Origin of the sequence: uncultured Ruegeria sp., assembly GCF_947500045.1 — a bacterium.
Lineage (GTDB): Bacteria > Pseudomonadota > Alphaproteobacteria > Rhodobacterales > Rhodobacteraceae > Ruegeria.
This window is the reverse complement of record NZ_CANMQQ010000001.1, coordinates 120,613-135,375: the sequence shown is the minus strand read 5'-3', so window position 1 is coordinate 135,375 and position 14,763 is coordinate 120,613. Positions and strand designations below refer to the sequence as shown.

Sequence of the window (14,763 nt, the reverse complement as noted above, 5' to 3'; positions counted from 1 at the left end):
ACTGGCATAGTTCCACAAAGGCGCAAAGCCCGTTTGGTCTGATCAGTCTGCGGCGCGACCTTCGGTGTCGGACATATCGAAATTCAGATACTTTGCGACAGTCTGAACATCCTTGTCCCCGCGCCCACACATATTCATGCAGATCAGGTGATCTTTGGGCAAGTCTGGCGCAATTTTCATCACATGGGCCAATGCGTGGCAGGGCTCCAGCGCAGGGATAATCCCTTCAGTGGCACAGCACAGCTGGAAGGCTTCTAGTGCCTCTTTATCTGTGATCGAGACATACTTTGCGCGGCCAATTTCGTGCAGCCACGAATGTTCAGGCCCGATTCCGGGGTAATCCAATCCGGCTGAAATCGAGTACCCTTCCAGAATTTGCCCGTCATCATCTTGCAGCAAGTAGGTGCGATTGCCATGCAGTACGCCCGGTCGACCACCGGTTAACGAGGCGCAATGCTCCATCTTCTCGTTCACGCCTTTACCACCAGCTTCAACACCGATGATGTTGACCGACTTGTCGTCGAGGAACGGGTAGAACAGGCCCATTGCGTTCGAACCACCGCCAATGGCCGCGATGATGGTGTCAGGCAAACGACCCTCGGCCTTCATCATCTGCTCTTTGGCTTCTTTGCCGATGATCGACTGGAAGTCGCGGACCATTGCCGGATAGGGATGCGGCCCTGCCACGGTACCAATGCAATAGAACGTATCGCGCACATTGGTCACCCAGTCACGCAACGCGTCGTTCATCGCATCTTTCAGCGTGCCTCTACCGCTCGTCACTGGGATCACTTCGGCCCCCAGCAAACGCATGCGGAACACGTTCGGAGCCTGACGCTGTACGTCATGGGCACCCATATAGACGATGCATTTCAGGCCGAATTTGGCACAGACAGTTGCGGTGGCCACACCGTGCTGCCCTGCCCCGGTTTCGGCAATGATGCGGGTCTTTCCCATGCGGCGGGCCAGGATGATCTGGCCGAGAACATTGTTGATCTTGTGCGCACCGGTATGGTTCAACTCGTCCCGCTTGAGGTAGATCTTTGCGCCGCCCAGATGCTCGGTCAGGCGCTCTGCATAATACAGCGGTGAAGGGCGACCTACGTAGTTCGTCCACAGATCTTCCATCTCCGCCCAGAAGGTCGGATCATCCTTGGCCCTATCATATTCCTCTTCCAGCGACAGGATCAGGGGCATCAGCGTCTCGCTGACGAACCGCCCGCCGAAGATGCCGAAACGGCCTTGCTCATCCGGGCCGGACATGAAGGAATTGAAAAGATCGTTGGCCATGGGTGTCTCCACTCGTCGTATCCGTTGTTCATAGGAGGTGACGGCAGGATTTGCCATGGCAAAACGCGCCTTTTGAACCCACGGCCTACGGCAAAGGCCCGATCACCGGGTTTCTTCGATAAAGGCCCTGATCAATGCCTCATCCTTGATACCAGGGGCACTTTCAACGCCCGAGGCAACATCCACTTGCTGTGCCCCGGTGGTACGGATCGCTTCGGCAACATTTTCCGGCTTTAAACCACCTGCCAGCATCCAGGGCTTGCGCCAATATTTGCGTCCGGCCAACAGACGCCAATCGAATGCCAATCCGTTGCCACCAGGTAGGATCGCATTCTTGGGAGGCTTGGCATCAATCAAAATCTGATCGGCGACGTCACTGAAAAGATCGATCGCAGCCAGATCTTCTGCGTCTGCCACACCAACAACCTTCATCACCGGCAATCCATAGCGTGTTTTGATTTCCGACACCCGATCGACACTTTCGCTGCCGTGCAATTGCAACATATCAAAAGGTGCTGTTTCGGTGATCTGGTCCAGCAGTTCATTCGACGCATTCACGACCAACGCAACTTTGGCCACTCCGGCGGGTACCAGTTGCGCCAACGTAGCCGCCTGTTCCGCAGATACATAGCGCGGCGATTTAACAAAGAAATTGAAGCCAAGATATTGCGCACCTGCATCGACCGCCGCGCGCACATTATCGGGGGCGGTCAGGCCGCAGATTTTGACGCGAATATCAGAGGGCATGACAGGGTCTCAGCTTGCCTCGTCGAGCAGAGCGAGCACATCATCCTGACCTTCATTCTGATTTTTCTTGAGCTTTTTAACTTCGCGCTCAAGCTTGCGCACTTCGCTGTGCTTCACCGTCGCATCTTTGCGGTGCTTATGCTCGCGCAGCCACTCCCACAAGAAGCCGATAACCAATCCGGCAACCACCCCGCCAAGAACCACCAAAAACAAAGGCAGTGATGCGGAAAAGTTAAAGCCAAGCAACTCTGCCAGAGCATCCGGCATGAGCTTCAGTTCAACCATCTGACGATTGGCCAGAGAGACCGAGACCAAAATGATCCCCAAGGCTGCGAGAAAGGCATAACGGATGTAGCGCATCATGGGTTACGCTTTACCGTTCAAACGGTCCCTTAGCAACTTGCCAGTCTTAAAAAACGGAACACATTTTTCCTCGACCTGTACGGTCTCGCCAGTGCGGGGATTGCGACCCACACGGGCATCGCGCTTCTTCACGGAAAACGCGCCAAACCCGCGCAGTTCCACACGGTCGCCGCGTGCCATCGCGTCGGTGACTTCTTCGAAGACGGTATTCACGATCCGCTCGACGTCGCGTTGATAGAGATGCGGGTTTTCGTCGGCAATTTTTTGAATCAGTTCTGAACGGATCATTCGCAATACCCTCCCAGGCGGACGATGTGACAAGCCTATTGTTCTGACAGTATAGGAAAAAACCCGGATCGGGGGAACGCATACTCTGCGATCAAAGGTGGCATTTTAGGGCAATCTCACGCGAATTTTTGCCTGCAGACCGGTTTTCCACACTTCATGCGCGAACGATAGACGAATTAAGCCGACTATTTGGAAGATATTGATTCGCAACAAAAACGGCCCCGCGCGGGTGCGCGGGGCCGAAATTCTTGTTCAGACTGTCGCCTTAGATCAGTCGCCCGACTTCAGCGCTGCACCCAGGATATCGCCCAGCGATGCACCCGAGTCCGACGAACCGTACTGTTCCACGGCCTCTTTCTCTTCGGCGATTTCGCGTGCCTTGATCGACAGGCCCAGACGGCGGGTCTTGCTGTCGACATTGGTGACACGGACGTCGACCTTATTGCCGACCGAGAAACGCTCAGGGCGCTGTTCGGCACGGTCACGCGACAGGTCGGAGCGGCGGATAAAGGACTTCATACCCTCATACACCACTTCGATGCCGCCATCTTCGATCGCAGTCACTTCAACGGTGATGATCGAGCCACGCTTCACGCCGCCCACGGCTTCGGCGAACTTGTCACCGCCCAAGGCTTTGATCGACAGCGAGATACGCTCTTTCTCGACATCCACTTCCGAGACGACAGCCTGCACCACGTCGTTTTTGTGGTAGCTCTGGATGGCGTCTTCGCCACGCTCGTCCCAAGACAGGTCGGACAGGTGAACCATGCCGTCGATGTCGCCTTCGAGGCCAATGAACAGACCAAACTCGGTGATGTTCTTGACTTCGCCTTCGACCTCGGTGCCCTCGGGGTGTGTTTCTGCAAACACTTCCCATGGGTTGCGCATGGTCTGCTTCAGGCCCAGAGACACGCGACGCTTGGCGCTGTCGATTTCCAGAACCATGACGTCGACTTCCTGGCTGGTCGAAACGATTTTGCCGGGGTGGACGTTTTTCTTGGTCCAGGACATCTCGGATACGTGCACCAGACCTTCGACACCGGCTTCCAGCTCGACGAACGCGCCGTAGTCGGTGATGTTGGTGACGCGACCCTGATGGACAGAGCTGAGCGGGTATTTCGCAGCAACCAGATCCCACGGATCTTCCTGCAACTGCTTCATGCCCAGGCTGATGCGGTGGGTTTCCTTGTTGATCTTGATGACCTGAACGTTGATGGTCTCACCGATCGTCAGGATCTCGGATGGGTGGTTCACACGGCGCCATGCCATGTCGGTGACGTGCAGCAGGCCGTCAACACCGCCCAGGTCAACAAACGCACCGTATTCGGTGATGTTCTTGACCACGCCTTCGACGGTCTGACCTTCGGTCAGGTTGCCGATGACTTCGGCGCGCTGTTCGGCACGTGATTCTTCCAGGATTGCACGACGCGAGACAACGATGTTGCCACGGCGGCGGTCCATTTTCAGAATCTGGAACGGCTGCTTCAGACCCATCAGCGGGCCAGCGTCGCGCACGGGGCGTACATCAACCTGCGAGCCGGGCAGGAACGCAACTGCGCCACCCAGATCGACGGTGAAGCCACCTTTGACGCGGCCAAAGATTGCACCTTCGACGCGCTGGTCGTCTGCGTATGCTTTTTCCAGACGGTCCCATGCCTCTTCACGGCGGGCCATCTCGCGTGAGATGACGGCTTCGCCACGGGCGTTCTCTGCGGCGCGCAGGTAAACTTCTACCTCGTCACCAACAGCGATTTCAGGAGCTTCGCCGGGATTCGCGAATTCTTTCAGATCAACGCGGCCTTCCATTTTGTAGCCGACGTCGATGATGGCCTGGCCCGCTTCAATTGCGAGAACCTTGCCTTTGACAACAGAACCCTCTTCGGGCGTGTCCATTTCGAAGCTTTCGTTCAGGAGGGCTTCGAATTCCTCCATGGTTGTATCAGCCATCTGGCAGTGTTTTCCTTTACATACGTTTTTACTGGCCGAGCGGTTGTCTCCGCCGGTCTTGTTTCATGACGTCTTCGGGCGTGACCCGGGGCGCATCTGACTACACAAACACAAAGGGCCGAGGTAACCCGGCCCTGCTCAGATACGTCATCCGGACGTTGACCGCCCTTATTCAGACAGCGCGCATATATGCGGATTTCAAACCTTGTGCAAGGGAAAAGCCCATAAACGCTGGCCTATGCGACTGGATCAGCGCGAGGTTGCTCACCCAGTGTCTTCCAGATCACCGCATCTTGCCGCAACATCGAACGCTCGACTTCGTCAAGTCTGAGGACAGCCGCCGCTGGGTCTACTGAGCCACCCGCTTGTTCCCAGATTTTGAGCGCCGAGGCCGGGCTCCACGGCAAACAGGCCGACGCCAGCCATCGCCTAAGACCTTGCGGCAGCGCGTCATAATCCCGCATCGGAGAGCCTTGACGCTTGCGTCGCTTAAGGTTGGTCCGCAAATTCCGGCCTGACCTGCAATTACGCACTTTGCCAGTAGAAGCAGGAACCACGCCGATTTTCAAAACACGACCTGTAGACACGCAATATCTCCAACTCTCCATTTCACGTTACGATATCATATAACATTTTGTGGATAGCAAGACGTTCTTTGACCACGATTGCGAGAAAATCAGATTTCCTCGCCCTTTTTCAACAGTTCCTCGAATAACTCCTGCTGCAGATCGCCACTATCACCCCCACCAAACTGAGCACCACCACTGGAATAGAGCGTTCCATAGGTCTTGGCGATATTCACCGTCTGCGCCACACCAGAGATCAATTGATCCCTTTCCAACAACGAAAGCGGATGAAGGAATGCAGCCCAAAGCGTTCCATTTGCAATTGCATAGCGGGCATCCAAAGCGGTGTCGAAATTGGCCTGCATCATCCGCTGTAAATCGTCCGGGGTAAGCCCCGCTGCGCTGCGTATTGGAACCATTACTCGCATCCGGTCGGCATTCGTGTCGGTAACAACAAATACACGCACGTCCGAAATTGTCAGTTCAAACCCGGGTCCATGCGGTTGCGCCTCGGGATCAAGCGCAAACAGGATTTTGCCCAAACGTTCGTAGGTCATCGAAGGTTCCGCGTCCGGTTGCGGAGTTTCGGCTTCCTGAGCAACCAGGCTAGTGGCCGCGAAGAACAGAAACAGGGTTAATCGGATCATGTGGCCACTCCTGCAGATATGCCATCGACCATAAGGTGTTCCCCGCTGACGAACCAAACAAAGCCTCGTGAACGATATTCGCACATCATGCAGGGCTTTGTACGATCTGCAATATTTTCCGATCTATCGGCGATTACACGTTCAGGAAGCTCTCCCTAGCTTCCGTATATCGGTCGACGATCAAGGCGGCCATGATCCAACACGAAAGGAAAATTCAGATGAAATCTATAACACTAACCGCCCTTGCCATGACATTGGCCCTTGCAGCCCCTGCGTTTGCGGCAGACGAAATCAATGTCTCAAAAGGCATCTCTGCTGCCGGGGCTCCGTTGGCGGTACATGGTGTCGATCTAGTGGCATTGGTGAACAACGGCAATCCCGTCGAAGGTTTTGCCACTCACACAGCAACCTATGACGGCGCGTCCTACTATTTCACCAGCGCAGCAAACCTCGAAGCGTTCGAGGCCAACCCAGCGGCCTACTTGCCTCAACACGGCGGATATTGCTCATTCGGTGTTTCGGTCGGCAAAAAGTTTGACGGTGATCCGGATCAATATCTGGTTGCAGATGGACGGTTGTTTTTGTTCCTGAACGCCGAAACCCGCGCCGCTTTCTTGAAAGATGCCTCCGGTACTGCAAAAACCGCAGATGACCAGTGGACCAACATCAAAAGCGTTGCAGTCGGCGAGCTGTAACTCGCAGTCCCAGCTTGCCCGCGGCGCTTATGCCCCGGGCAGGTTCTGTTCGACGATTTCAATCGCGCGCGCCAGTGCGGCATCGATGCTCAGGTCTGAGGTGTCTAGCAAAACGGCATTATCGGCGGGCTTCATTGGCGCGGTGCTGCGTTCGGCATCGCGTGCGTCGCGTTCTTTGACATCCGCCAGAACCTGATCGCGCGAGATTTCTGTACCCTTGGCTGCAAGCTCCAGATACCGCCGTTCCGCCCGAACTTCGGGGCTGGCGGTGACAAACAGTTTGACGTCAGCATTCGGGCAAATCACGGTCCCGATGTCGCGCCCGTCCAGAACAGCGCCTCCAGCACGTCGGGCAAATGCACGCTGGAAATCAAGCAGCGCGCTGCGAACTTCCGGGATAACGGCAACTTTCGAGGCAGCCTGTGCGATCTCTGCCGTGCGCAGATCGCCCGGCTCTAACTCGTCTGCGGTTAGCGATTGCGCCGCAGAAACAGCTTCTTCTCCTTGCAGCACTCGGCGCCCGACGGCGCGGTACAACAATCCAGTATCCAAATGGGCAAACCCAAAATGCGTGGCGACCGCCTTCGAGATTGTCCCCTTTCCTGCCGCAGCAGGGCCGTCGATCGCGATCGTATACCCCTGCTCGAGCATCAGACTAGCCGGTTGTTGCGAAGGAGCTTAGCACCCAACCTGGTCATAAGCGGCTCAAAGATCGGGAAGGATGTGGCGATAGGACCGCCATCATCGACAGAAACCGCTTTTTTCGCCCCCATTCCCATAACCATGAAAGACATGGCGATACGGTGATCGAGGAAACTCTCGCAAGTGCCACCGCCTGCCACGCCACCAATGCCGAGGCCTTCGACCGACCACCAGTCATCGCCCTCATCGACAGTCACGCCGTTAGCGCGCAGGCCACGGGCCATCGCATCGATCCGGTCGCTTTCCTTGACACGCAGCTCTTTGACGCCGCCCATCATGGTTGTGCCGGTGGCATTGGCGGCCACAACGGACAACACCGGGTATTCATCAATCATCGAGGCTGCACGTTCTGGCGGTACTTTGATCCCCTTCATGTTGGGCGAATACTTAGCGCGCAGATCGGCGACCGGCTCGCCGCCCTCTTCGCGCTCGTTCTCATATGTCAGGTCTGCGCCCATCTCGCGTAGCGTCGCGAACAGGCCGGCACGAGTTGGGTTCAATCCGATGCCCGGTATCAAAACGTCTGATCCCGGGGTAATCAGCGCGGCGCAAACCGGAAATGCTGCGCTGGACGGATCGCGCGGCACGGCAATGATCTGTGGTTTCAGCTCGGGGCGCCCGGTCAGAGTGATCACCCGGCCTTCATCGGTATCTTCAACCGTGATCTCCGCACCAAAACCGGCCAGCATCCGCTCGGAATGGTCTCGGGTGGCCTCTTTCTCAATCACAACCGTCTTGCCAGGTGCGTTCAGCCCGGCCAACAGCACAGCAGACTTTACCTGCGCCGAGGGCACTGGAACCTCATAGCGCACAGGCACCGGATCAGCCGCACCAACGATTGTCATCGGCAAACGCCCGCCATCACGGCCCACAGATTGCGTGCCGAACAAGGCCAGAGGGTCTGTAACCCGCGCCATCGGCCGTTTGTTCAGACTGGCATCGCCTGTGAATGTTGCTGTAATCGGCGAGGTGGCCATCGCACCCATGATCAGGCGCACACCGGTGCCAGAATTGCCGCAGTCGATCACCTGATCGGGCTCAGCAAAACCTCCGACGCCGACACCATGCACAGACCATTCTCCGCCGCCATGATCCGTGACCTCGGCCCCGAAAGCACGCATTGCCTTGGCTGTATCGATAACATCCTCACCTTCAAGCAAGCCCGAAATCCTGGTTTCGCCTACAGCCATCGCACCCAGGATCAGCGACCGGTGCGAGATCGACTTGTCGCCGGGCACCTCTGCCGTGCCGGTCAGCGGGCCACATGGTTGCGACGTCATCGGGATGGGCGTGCCGTGTCCGGACATGGGGGCTCCTGTTTTCGCTATCAGTTCAAGGCGGATTAGCGAATTGGGGCCGGTTGGTCCAGCGGCAATCAGCCCTTGCGGCGGAAGGTCAGGTAATGCGGCGTGCGCCCTTCGCGCAGAGCCTTTTGTTCGTAACGGGTGGAAATCCAGTCGTCCCACGGCTCTTGCCAGTCGGCGGGCCGCTCGGCCAACCACTCAAAACCGGCGCGTGGTACTTCTTCGAGGGTTTGTCGCACATAGTCGGGTATGTCCGTCGCAACGCGGAAAATCGACCCCGGTTTCAAAGCGCGCGCCAATGGTTCGAGATGTTCGGGCGTAACAAACCGACGGCGGTGATGACGGGTTTTTGGCCATGGGTCAGGATACAACAGGAACGCACGCGAGATGCTGGCCGCGGGCAGGACATCGAACAGGTCGCGCGCATCGCCGGGATGTACCGCAAGATTCTCGATCCCTGCACGACGGATTTTACCCAAGAGCATGGCAACGCCATTGATATAAGGTTCAGCCCCGATGATGCCGATATCCGGATTCTGCTGCGCCTGATGCACCAGATGCTCACCACCGCCAAACCCGACTTCAAGCCAAACCGGCTTGTCACCAAACAGGGAACGAAGATCCAGATCCGTACGCTCGGGATTTACGTCCCAATCCACCGCGCCGGGAGAAAGAGCAGCAAGATCTTCCGACAGGTAGGTTTTTTGGCTGGGCTTCAGGGCCTTGCCCTTGAAGCGGCCATAAAAGTTCCTGCGGGGGCGTTGTGGGGTTTGGTTACTCATGCCCGTGCCCATACTGTGACGTCCAGCCTCTGGCAAGGGTCGAGGTGGGGGCCATCCCCCACACCCTTAGAGTTATTCGTGCCAGATGAAGCACCCCCGATCAGGGGGTTGCTTCAATAACGCTCAGACCGCCCGTTTCAGAGCATCGATCAAGTCTGTGCGTTCCCAGCTGAAACCGCCATCCGCATCAGGTTCACGTCCAAAATGGCCATAAGCTGCTGTGCGCTGATAGATGGGCTTGTTCAGTTGCAGGTGCTCTCGAATGCCGCGTGGGGTCAGGTCCATCACTTGACCGACCGCTTTTTCGATTATCGCATCTGCGATCTGGCCAGTACCGTGTGTGTCGGCATAGATCGACAGCGGTTTGGACACCCCGATTGCATAGCTCAACTGAATGGTGCACCGCTCTGCCATACCTGCAGCAACGACATTCTTGGCCAGATAACGCGCGGCATAAGCAGCCGAACGGTCCACTTTGGTCGGATCTTTCCCCGAGAATGCACCGCCGCCATGTGGCGCCGCACCCCCGTAGGTATCCACGATGATCTTGCGCCCGGTCAAACCCGCATCGCCGTCCGGCCCGCCAATGACGAACTTGCCAGTAGGGTTCACATGCCAGTCTGTCTCGGCATTCAGCCAACCGTCGGGCAGGGTTTCGCGGATGTAGGGCTCGACGATGGCGCGGATATCATCCGACGTCAGCGTCTCATCCAGATGCTGGGTCGACAGCACGATCGAGCTGACGCCGACGGGCTTGCCATCACGATAGACGACCGACAGCTGAGACTTCGCATCCGGGCCCAAAGCGGGTTCGGTGCCATTTTTGCGAACCTCGGCCAGTCGCCGAAGAATTGCGTGGGAGTACTGGATCGGCGCGGGCATAAGCGCTGGTGTTTCAGTTGTGGCATAGCCAAACATGATGCCCTGATCGCCTGCACCTTCATCCTTATCACCAGCCGCATCCACGCCCTGCGCGATATGGGCCGACTGTTCGTGCAGCAGGTTGGTCACTTCGACAGTTTCGTGGTGAAACTTGTCCTGCTCGTACCCGATATCCTTGATGCAGGCCCGTGCGATATCATCGATATGGGCCATGTAATCGTGGAGCTTTTCCTGATCCGATAGCCCCACTTCGCCGCCAATGACCACACGGTCCGTCGTTGCAAAAGTTTCACACGCTACGCGTGCCTCGGGTTCTTCGCGCAGTAAAGCGTCAAGTACGGCGTCTGAAATTCGGTCGCAAACCTTATCCGGGTGCCCTTCGGAAACGGATTCCGAAGTAAAAATGTAGTTCTGTCGGGACATGAAAATGCTCCATTGAGATTTCCCCATCACGCCAGGAAGCCGTTGTGACGGGCGTTCGACCGAATACGCCCACAAATTTGCAGGGTCAATCAGAAATTAGGCCTGCCTCTGCCAAGTGTAGCGCCATAGCAGCGCGAAAAGCGTCAAAAGAAAGAAAAGCACCGGCTTGTCCCCGATCCGGGAATAAATCGTTGGCGCCTGAGGAAGTGGCAATTCAGCATCGATAAACCCGGCCTGCCCCAAAGCCAGAGACTCGGTGATACGCCCCACAGGGTCGATCATCGCTGACACCCCGGTATTGGCCGAACGCAGCATAGGCAGGCCTTGTTCGATTGCGCGCATCTGCGCCTGAGCTAGATGCTGATACGGGCCGGACCGTGTTCCGAACCAGGCATCATTGGTAATCTGCAAAAGAAAATCCGCACGTTCTGGCGCAGCCAGAACATCCTGCGTGAATACTGCCTCGTAACAGATCAACGGCAATGCCTTGCCAAGCGGCCCTGCGTCCATCAACGCGGCACCCGGCCCGGCACTAAAACCATTCCCAGTTGTTGCTGCCATCCCGTAGATCCCGAAACGGGCCATCACTTCGCCCAATGGCACATATTCTCCAAACGGGGCCAGGTGGTGCTTGTCATACAGGCCCTCCTGCTCGCCTTTCTCATTCAGGTAGATCATCGAGTTATAAATCTGCTGACCTGCGGCACGCTGGATGCCGAGAAACACCGGTGTGCCCTGCGCCGCCCCGTCGATCGCCGCAAGATAGGGCTGTGCGCTGTCTAGCCACGCTGGCACGGAGGTTTCAGGCCATATTATTAGGTCCGGTTTAGGCTCGGCTGCTGTGTACGCAAGTTGACGTGCAAAAAACAGAGGTGCAAAGTCAGGGTCCCATTTCTGATGCTGCGGGGCATTGGGCTGAGTCAGACGAACTATATGACCCGTATGTTCAACTGGTGGGCGGGTGACAGCAAATATCAGCGCGAATGCGGCACACCCCACAGTCACTGCAACTGGTACCGCCAGCCCACGAGCCCCCCGGTTGTCGAACAAAGCAGCGCCCAGCGGCAACGTAGAAACCAGAGTCAGTGCCCCCAAACCAAAGGGACCAAGGAGCGCGAGCAGTTGAGCAAATGGTGTCTCCACCCAAATCTGCGCGATGCCCGCCCACGGGAATCCCGTCAGTACATACCCTCTCGCAAATTCGGCCAGAGACAACGTCACGGCCAGTAGGGCGGTCTGTACGACCGGTGAACCACCGATGCGTTTTGCAACTCCAAAGGCCAGCGCCCAGAACAATGCCAAACCGCCTGATAAGAAGATCAACGCAAACGGCGCCATCCATGCGTGGCGGTCTGCGTCGACCTGGAAAGGCTCAATTATCCAGCTCAACGCATGAGCGAAATATCCCGTGGCAAACATCCAGCCCAGCAAAGCCGCCCGGCGACTTGTTTCCGAGGACAAATACAGCGGAGCCAGCAGTACCAGAGCGACCAACGTCGCCGGCCAATACCCAAGTGGAGCAAGGCCGCAAGCCGCCACGACACCCAAGAATGCCGCCAATACGAACCGCAGCCAACCGGGCCACCCTCGGGCAAGATTCATGCAGCGATATCCGGCAACATCACGCGCAATCGCTTAATACGGCGTGGGTCAGCATCAATGACTTCGAATTCGGGGCCTTCGGGGTGGCACACCACTTCGCCGCGTGCCGGTACACGTCCAGACAGCATGAAAACCAGACCGCCCAAAGTGTCGATCTCTTCTTCATCCACGTCCTCGTGGCTGGTCAGAGAGCGGCCGATCTCAGCTTCGAAATCCTCAAGCGGTACGCGCGCCTGAACGACGTAGCAGCCGGGTTTTTCCTGTATCCACAGTTGATCCTCGTCGGCATCATGTTCGTCGGCGATTTCCCCAACAACCTGTTCGATCAGGTCTTCGATGGTCAACAACCCGTCAACGCCGCCGTATTCGTCAATGACCAATGCCATATGGCGACGCTCGGTCTGCATTTTGGTTAGCAGCACACCAATCGGCATAGACGGCGGGACAAACAGCAATGTCCTTAGCATCGATTTCAAATCGAACTCAGACGCGTTGCCATTGAACCCATGGGTCAGTGCGAAATCCTTGAGATGGACAAAGCCCAGCGGCGTATCGAGGGTACCTTCATAAACAGGGATTCGCGACAAACCACTCTCGCGGAAAATCTGCGCCAACTCGTCCTTAGGTGTTATCGAAGGGACCGAGATGATCTCGGCCGTCGGTATCGCCACATCTTCAACCCGCATTCTGCGCAGATTGATCATGCCCCTTGGCTGTGTGTCCATGACTTCAGCCCCGTTCAACGGACCGGTCTCATCACTCTGAGAAGAAAATGCGTCGAGAAGTCGGGAAAAAAGCCCGCCCCTATCGTCGCTGCCATTGCTGCTGTTCTGAGAATGCGCGCCATGCGCCGCCCTAGAACTGCCGTCTGTTTCGCCCATTATCCTGTTCCAAATGATCGGGCAATTGTGCCCATGTCATACATTATATGGGTCATCTATACCCAGTTTGCCAAGTATCTCTATCTCGACCCGCTCCATCAAAGTGGCGTCGAGGTCACGAATGTGATCGTAACCCAGCAAATGCAACGTACCATGAACGATCAAATGGGTCACATGATCCTCTATGGATTTACCCGTCTCGGTCGCCTCACGCGCGCAGGTATCATAAGAAATTGCAATGTCGCCCAATGTGATCTCGCCGGTAAAATCAGGCTTGGGCACCGTTGGTTTACCTCCGGGATTATTGGGGGCAAGGTCTTCGGCAGGCCAGCTTAGTACGTTGGTAGGGGAAGGTTTCTCGCGGAATTCGGCATTCAAAACCGCGATCCGCTCATCGTCGCACCCCAATATACTGATTTCGCAGAGATCGGACTCCAGGCCGCAGAAGGCCAGAACTTCGCTAAGCGCGCGTCCTGCCAGAGGTTCAAGCCCCTGCCAGCGTTCATCTTCGATTGTTATTTCCAGATTCATGCCGGTCATCCAAGGCGCCAATACCCGTCGGAGCCCTGGGGGTTCACCCCGTTTCGCGGCCCACATCGGCCTCATACGCCTCGATGATGGCGGCGACAAGCGGATGGCGCACGACGTCTTTTGAAGTGAAGTAGTTGAAGCTGATATTCGGGATCGTCTTCAGCAGCCGTTCGGCATCTTTGAGGCCAGATTGCACACCACGCGGCAGGTCAACCTGCGAACGGTCGCCGGTGATCACCATCCGGCTGCCCTCACCCAGACGCGTCAGGAACATTTTCATCTGCATGGTCGTGGCGTTCTGCGCCTCATCCAGCACCACAAACGCATTTGCCAGCGTGCGACCGCGCATGAAAGCGAGCGGTGCGATCTCGATCCGCTTTTCTTCAATCAGCTTGGCCAGCTGCTTGCCCGGCAAGAAATCATTCAGCGCGTCATAAAGCGGCTGCATATAAGGATCGACCTTATCCTTCATGTCGCCAGGCAGATAACCCAGCTTTTCACCCGCTTCGACTGCTGGTCGACTAAGAATGATCCGGTCCACATGACCGCCAATAAACATCGAAACGCCCGCAGCGACGGCCAGATAGGTTTTTCCCGTACCCGCCGGGCCGATACCAAAGGCCAGTTCATTGTTGAACAACGACTGAACATAGGCTTTTTGCGCGTCCGTGCGTGGCTCGACCAGCTTTTTGCGGGTCTTGATTTCGACCGTACCCCCCCTGAACATCTCAAGTTGGTCGCCTTCCCGCGTACCGGTTCCGGCTTCGGAATTGCCCATGCGAAGCTCACGATCAACATCCGCCGCTTCAACGTCGCGCCCGCCTTCGAGCCTTGTGTAAAGGGCCTGCAGAACCTCGATCGCCTGCTTTTGCGATTCATCATCACCCAGCACGACCAGCTGATTGCCGCGGCGCACGATCTGCACCGAGAGCTTTTGTTCGATGTCAGTCAGGTTGCGGTCATATTCGCCACATAAATCGATCAACAGTCTATTGTCTGGAAATTCAACAAGCACCTCACGCTGGGGCATGTCATCTTGCGGTGGGGTCAGGGCACCGATGGCCAATCCGTTCTCCTGTCTTGGCGTTTCACCCTGAGCGTAGACAACATCCC

Annotated in this window: 16 protein-coding genes and 1 riboswitch; of the genes, 1 reads left to right on the top strand and 15 read right to left on the bottom strand. The window is 56.7% G+C overall.

Annotated features, from left to right (window positions below):
• Window positions 1-42: 42 nt before the first annotated feature.
• From trpB to Q1B46_RS00705, 7 genes are all read right to left on the bottom strand, one after another.
• Entirely contained in the window at window positions 43-1,290 is a 1,248-nt protein-coding gene (gene trpB, locus Q1B46_RS00735; protein WP_299943523.1) for a tryptophan synthase subunit beta, read from the bottom strand.
• A gap of 102 nt (window positions 1,291-1,392) precedes the next feature.
• Window positions 1,393-2,037 (bottom strand): phosphoribosylanthranilate isomerase, encoded by a 645-nt coding sequence (locus Q1B46_RS00730; protein WP_299943520.1) that lies wholly within the window; start codon window positions 2,035-2,037, stop codon window positions 1,393-1,395.
• 9 nt (window positions 2,038-2,046) lie between these two features.
• The gene (locus tag Q1B46_RS00725) at window positions 2,047-2,397 is read right to left on the bottom strand and encodes a LapA family protein (protein WP_299667464.1); all 351 of its coding nucleotides are present in this window, start codon (window positions 2,395-2,397) and stop codon (window positions 2,047-2,049) included.
• A 6-nt stretch (window positions 2,398-2,403) separates the two neighbouring features.
• Complete coding sequence (gene ihfB / locus Q1B46_RS00720; RefSeq protein WP_050603110.1) at window positions 2,404-2,688, bottom strand: integration host factor subunit beta; 285 nt, start codon at window positions 2,686-2,688, stop codon at window positions 2,404-2,406.
• 270 nt (window positions 2,689-2,958) lie between these two features.
• Window positions 2,959-4,635, bottom strand: a complete 1,677-nt coding sequence (gene rpsA, locus Q1B46_RS00715; RefSeq protein ID WP_299943516.1) for a 30S ribosomal protein S1 — start codon at window positions 4,633-4,635, stop codon at window positions 2,959-2,961.
• A gap of 236 nt (window positions 4,636-4,871) precedes the next feature.
• Window positions 4,872-5,168 carry a DUF6525 family protein gene (locus Q1B46_RS00710; RefSeq protein ID WP_366871385.1) on the bottom strand — a complete coding sequence of 99 codons (297 nt, stop codon included), beginning with the start codon at window positions 5,166-5,168 and terminating at the stop codon, window positions 4,872-4,874.
• A gap of 143 nt (window positions 5,169-5,311) precedes the next feature.
• Entirely contained in the window at window positions 5,312-5,848 is a 537-nt protein-coding gene (locus Q1B46_RS00705) for a hypothetical protein (protein ID WP_299943514.1), read from the bottom strand.
• Window positions 5,849-6,066: 218 nt separating this feature from the next.
• On the opposite strand from Q1B46_RS00705, the gene Q1B46_RS00700 reads away from it, so the two are divergent.
• Window positions 6,067-6,543, top strand: a complete 477-nt coding sequence (locus tag Q1B46_RS00700; protein WP_299943512.1) for a YHS domain-containing (seleno)protein — start codon at window positions 6,067-6,069, stop codon at window positions 6,541-6,543.
• Window positions 6,544-6,570: 27 nt separating this feature from the next.
• Here the strand turns inward: Q1B46_RS00700 and Q1B46_RS00695 are convergent, their stop codons facing one another.
• From Q1B46_RS00695 to Q1B46_RS00660, 8 genes are all read right to left on the bottom strand, one after another.
• A complete protein-coding gene (locus Q1B46_RS00695) occupies window positions 6,571-7,194 on the bottom strand; it encodes a d(CMP) kinase (protein ID WP_299943509.1) in 624 nt (207 codons plus the stop codon).
• Window positions 7,194-8,552: a 3-phosphoshikimate 1-carboxyvinyltransferase gene (gene aroA, locus Q1B46_RS00690; RefSeq protein WP_299943506.1), complete on the bottom strand. Its 1,359-nt coding sequence runs from the start codon at window positions 8,550-8,552 to the stop codon at window positions 7,194-7,196. Before aroA ends, Q1B46_RS00695 begins: the two co-directional genes overlap by 1 nt.
• A gap of 68 nt (window positions 8,553-8,620) precedes the next feature.
• Window positions 8,621-9,331, bottom strand: a complete 711-nt coding sequence (gene trmB / locus Q1B46_RS00685) for a tRNA (guanosine(46)-N7)-methyltransferase TrmB (protein ID WP_299943503.1) — start codon at window positions 9,329-9,331, stop codon at window positions 8,621-8,623.
• Between the two features lie 123 nt (window positions 9,332-9,454).
• Complete coding sequence (gene metK, locus Q1B46_RS00680) at window positions 9,455-10,636, bottom strand: methionine adenosyltransferase (RefSeq protein ID WP_299943500.1); 1,182 nt, start codon at window positions 10,634-10,636, stop codon at window positions 9,455-9,457.
• Between the two features lie 5 nt (window positions 10,637-10,641).
• A riboswitch (SAM-SAH riboswitch) is annotated at window positions 10,642-10,690 on the bottom strand.
• 42 nt (window positions 10,691-10,732) lie between these two features.
• Complete coding sequence (gene lnt / locus Q1B46_RS00675; RefSeq protein ID WP_299943497.1) at window positions 10,733-12,238, bottom strand: apolipoprotein N-acyltransferase; 1,506 nt, start codon at window positions 12,236-12,238, stop codon at window positions 10,733-10,735.
• Window positions 12,235-13,119, bottom strand: coding sequence for a hemolysin family protein (locus Q1B46_RS00670; protein WP_299667257.1), 885 nt, complete (start codon window positions 13,117-13,119; stop codon window positions 12,235-12,237). Before Q1B46_RS00670 ends, lnt begins: the two co-directional genes overlap by 4 nt.
• 36 nt (window positions 13,120-13,155) lie before the next feature.
• Window positions 13,156-13,650 (bottom strand): rRNA maturation RNase YbeY, encoded by a 495-nt coding sequence (ybeY, locus tag Q1B46_RS00665; RefSeq protein WP_299943495.1) that lies wholly within the window; start codon window positions 13,648-13,650, stop codon window positions 13,156-13,158.
• A 43-nt stretch (window positions 13,651-13,693) separates the two neighbouring features.
• On the bottom strand, window positions 13,694-14,716 hold the full coding sequence (locus tag Q1B46_RS00660; RefSeq protein ID WP_299943492.1) for a PhoH family protein: 1,023 nt from the start codon (window positions 14,714-14,716) through the stop codon (window positions 13,694-13,696).
• Window positions 14,717-14,763: the final 47 nt, after the last annotated feature.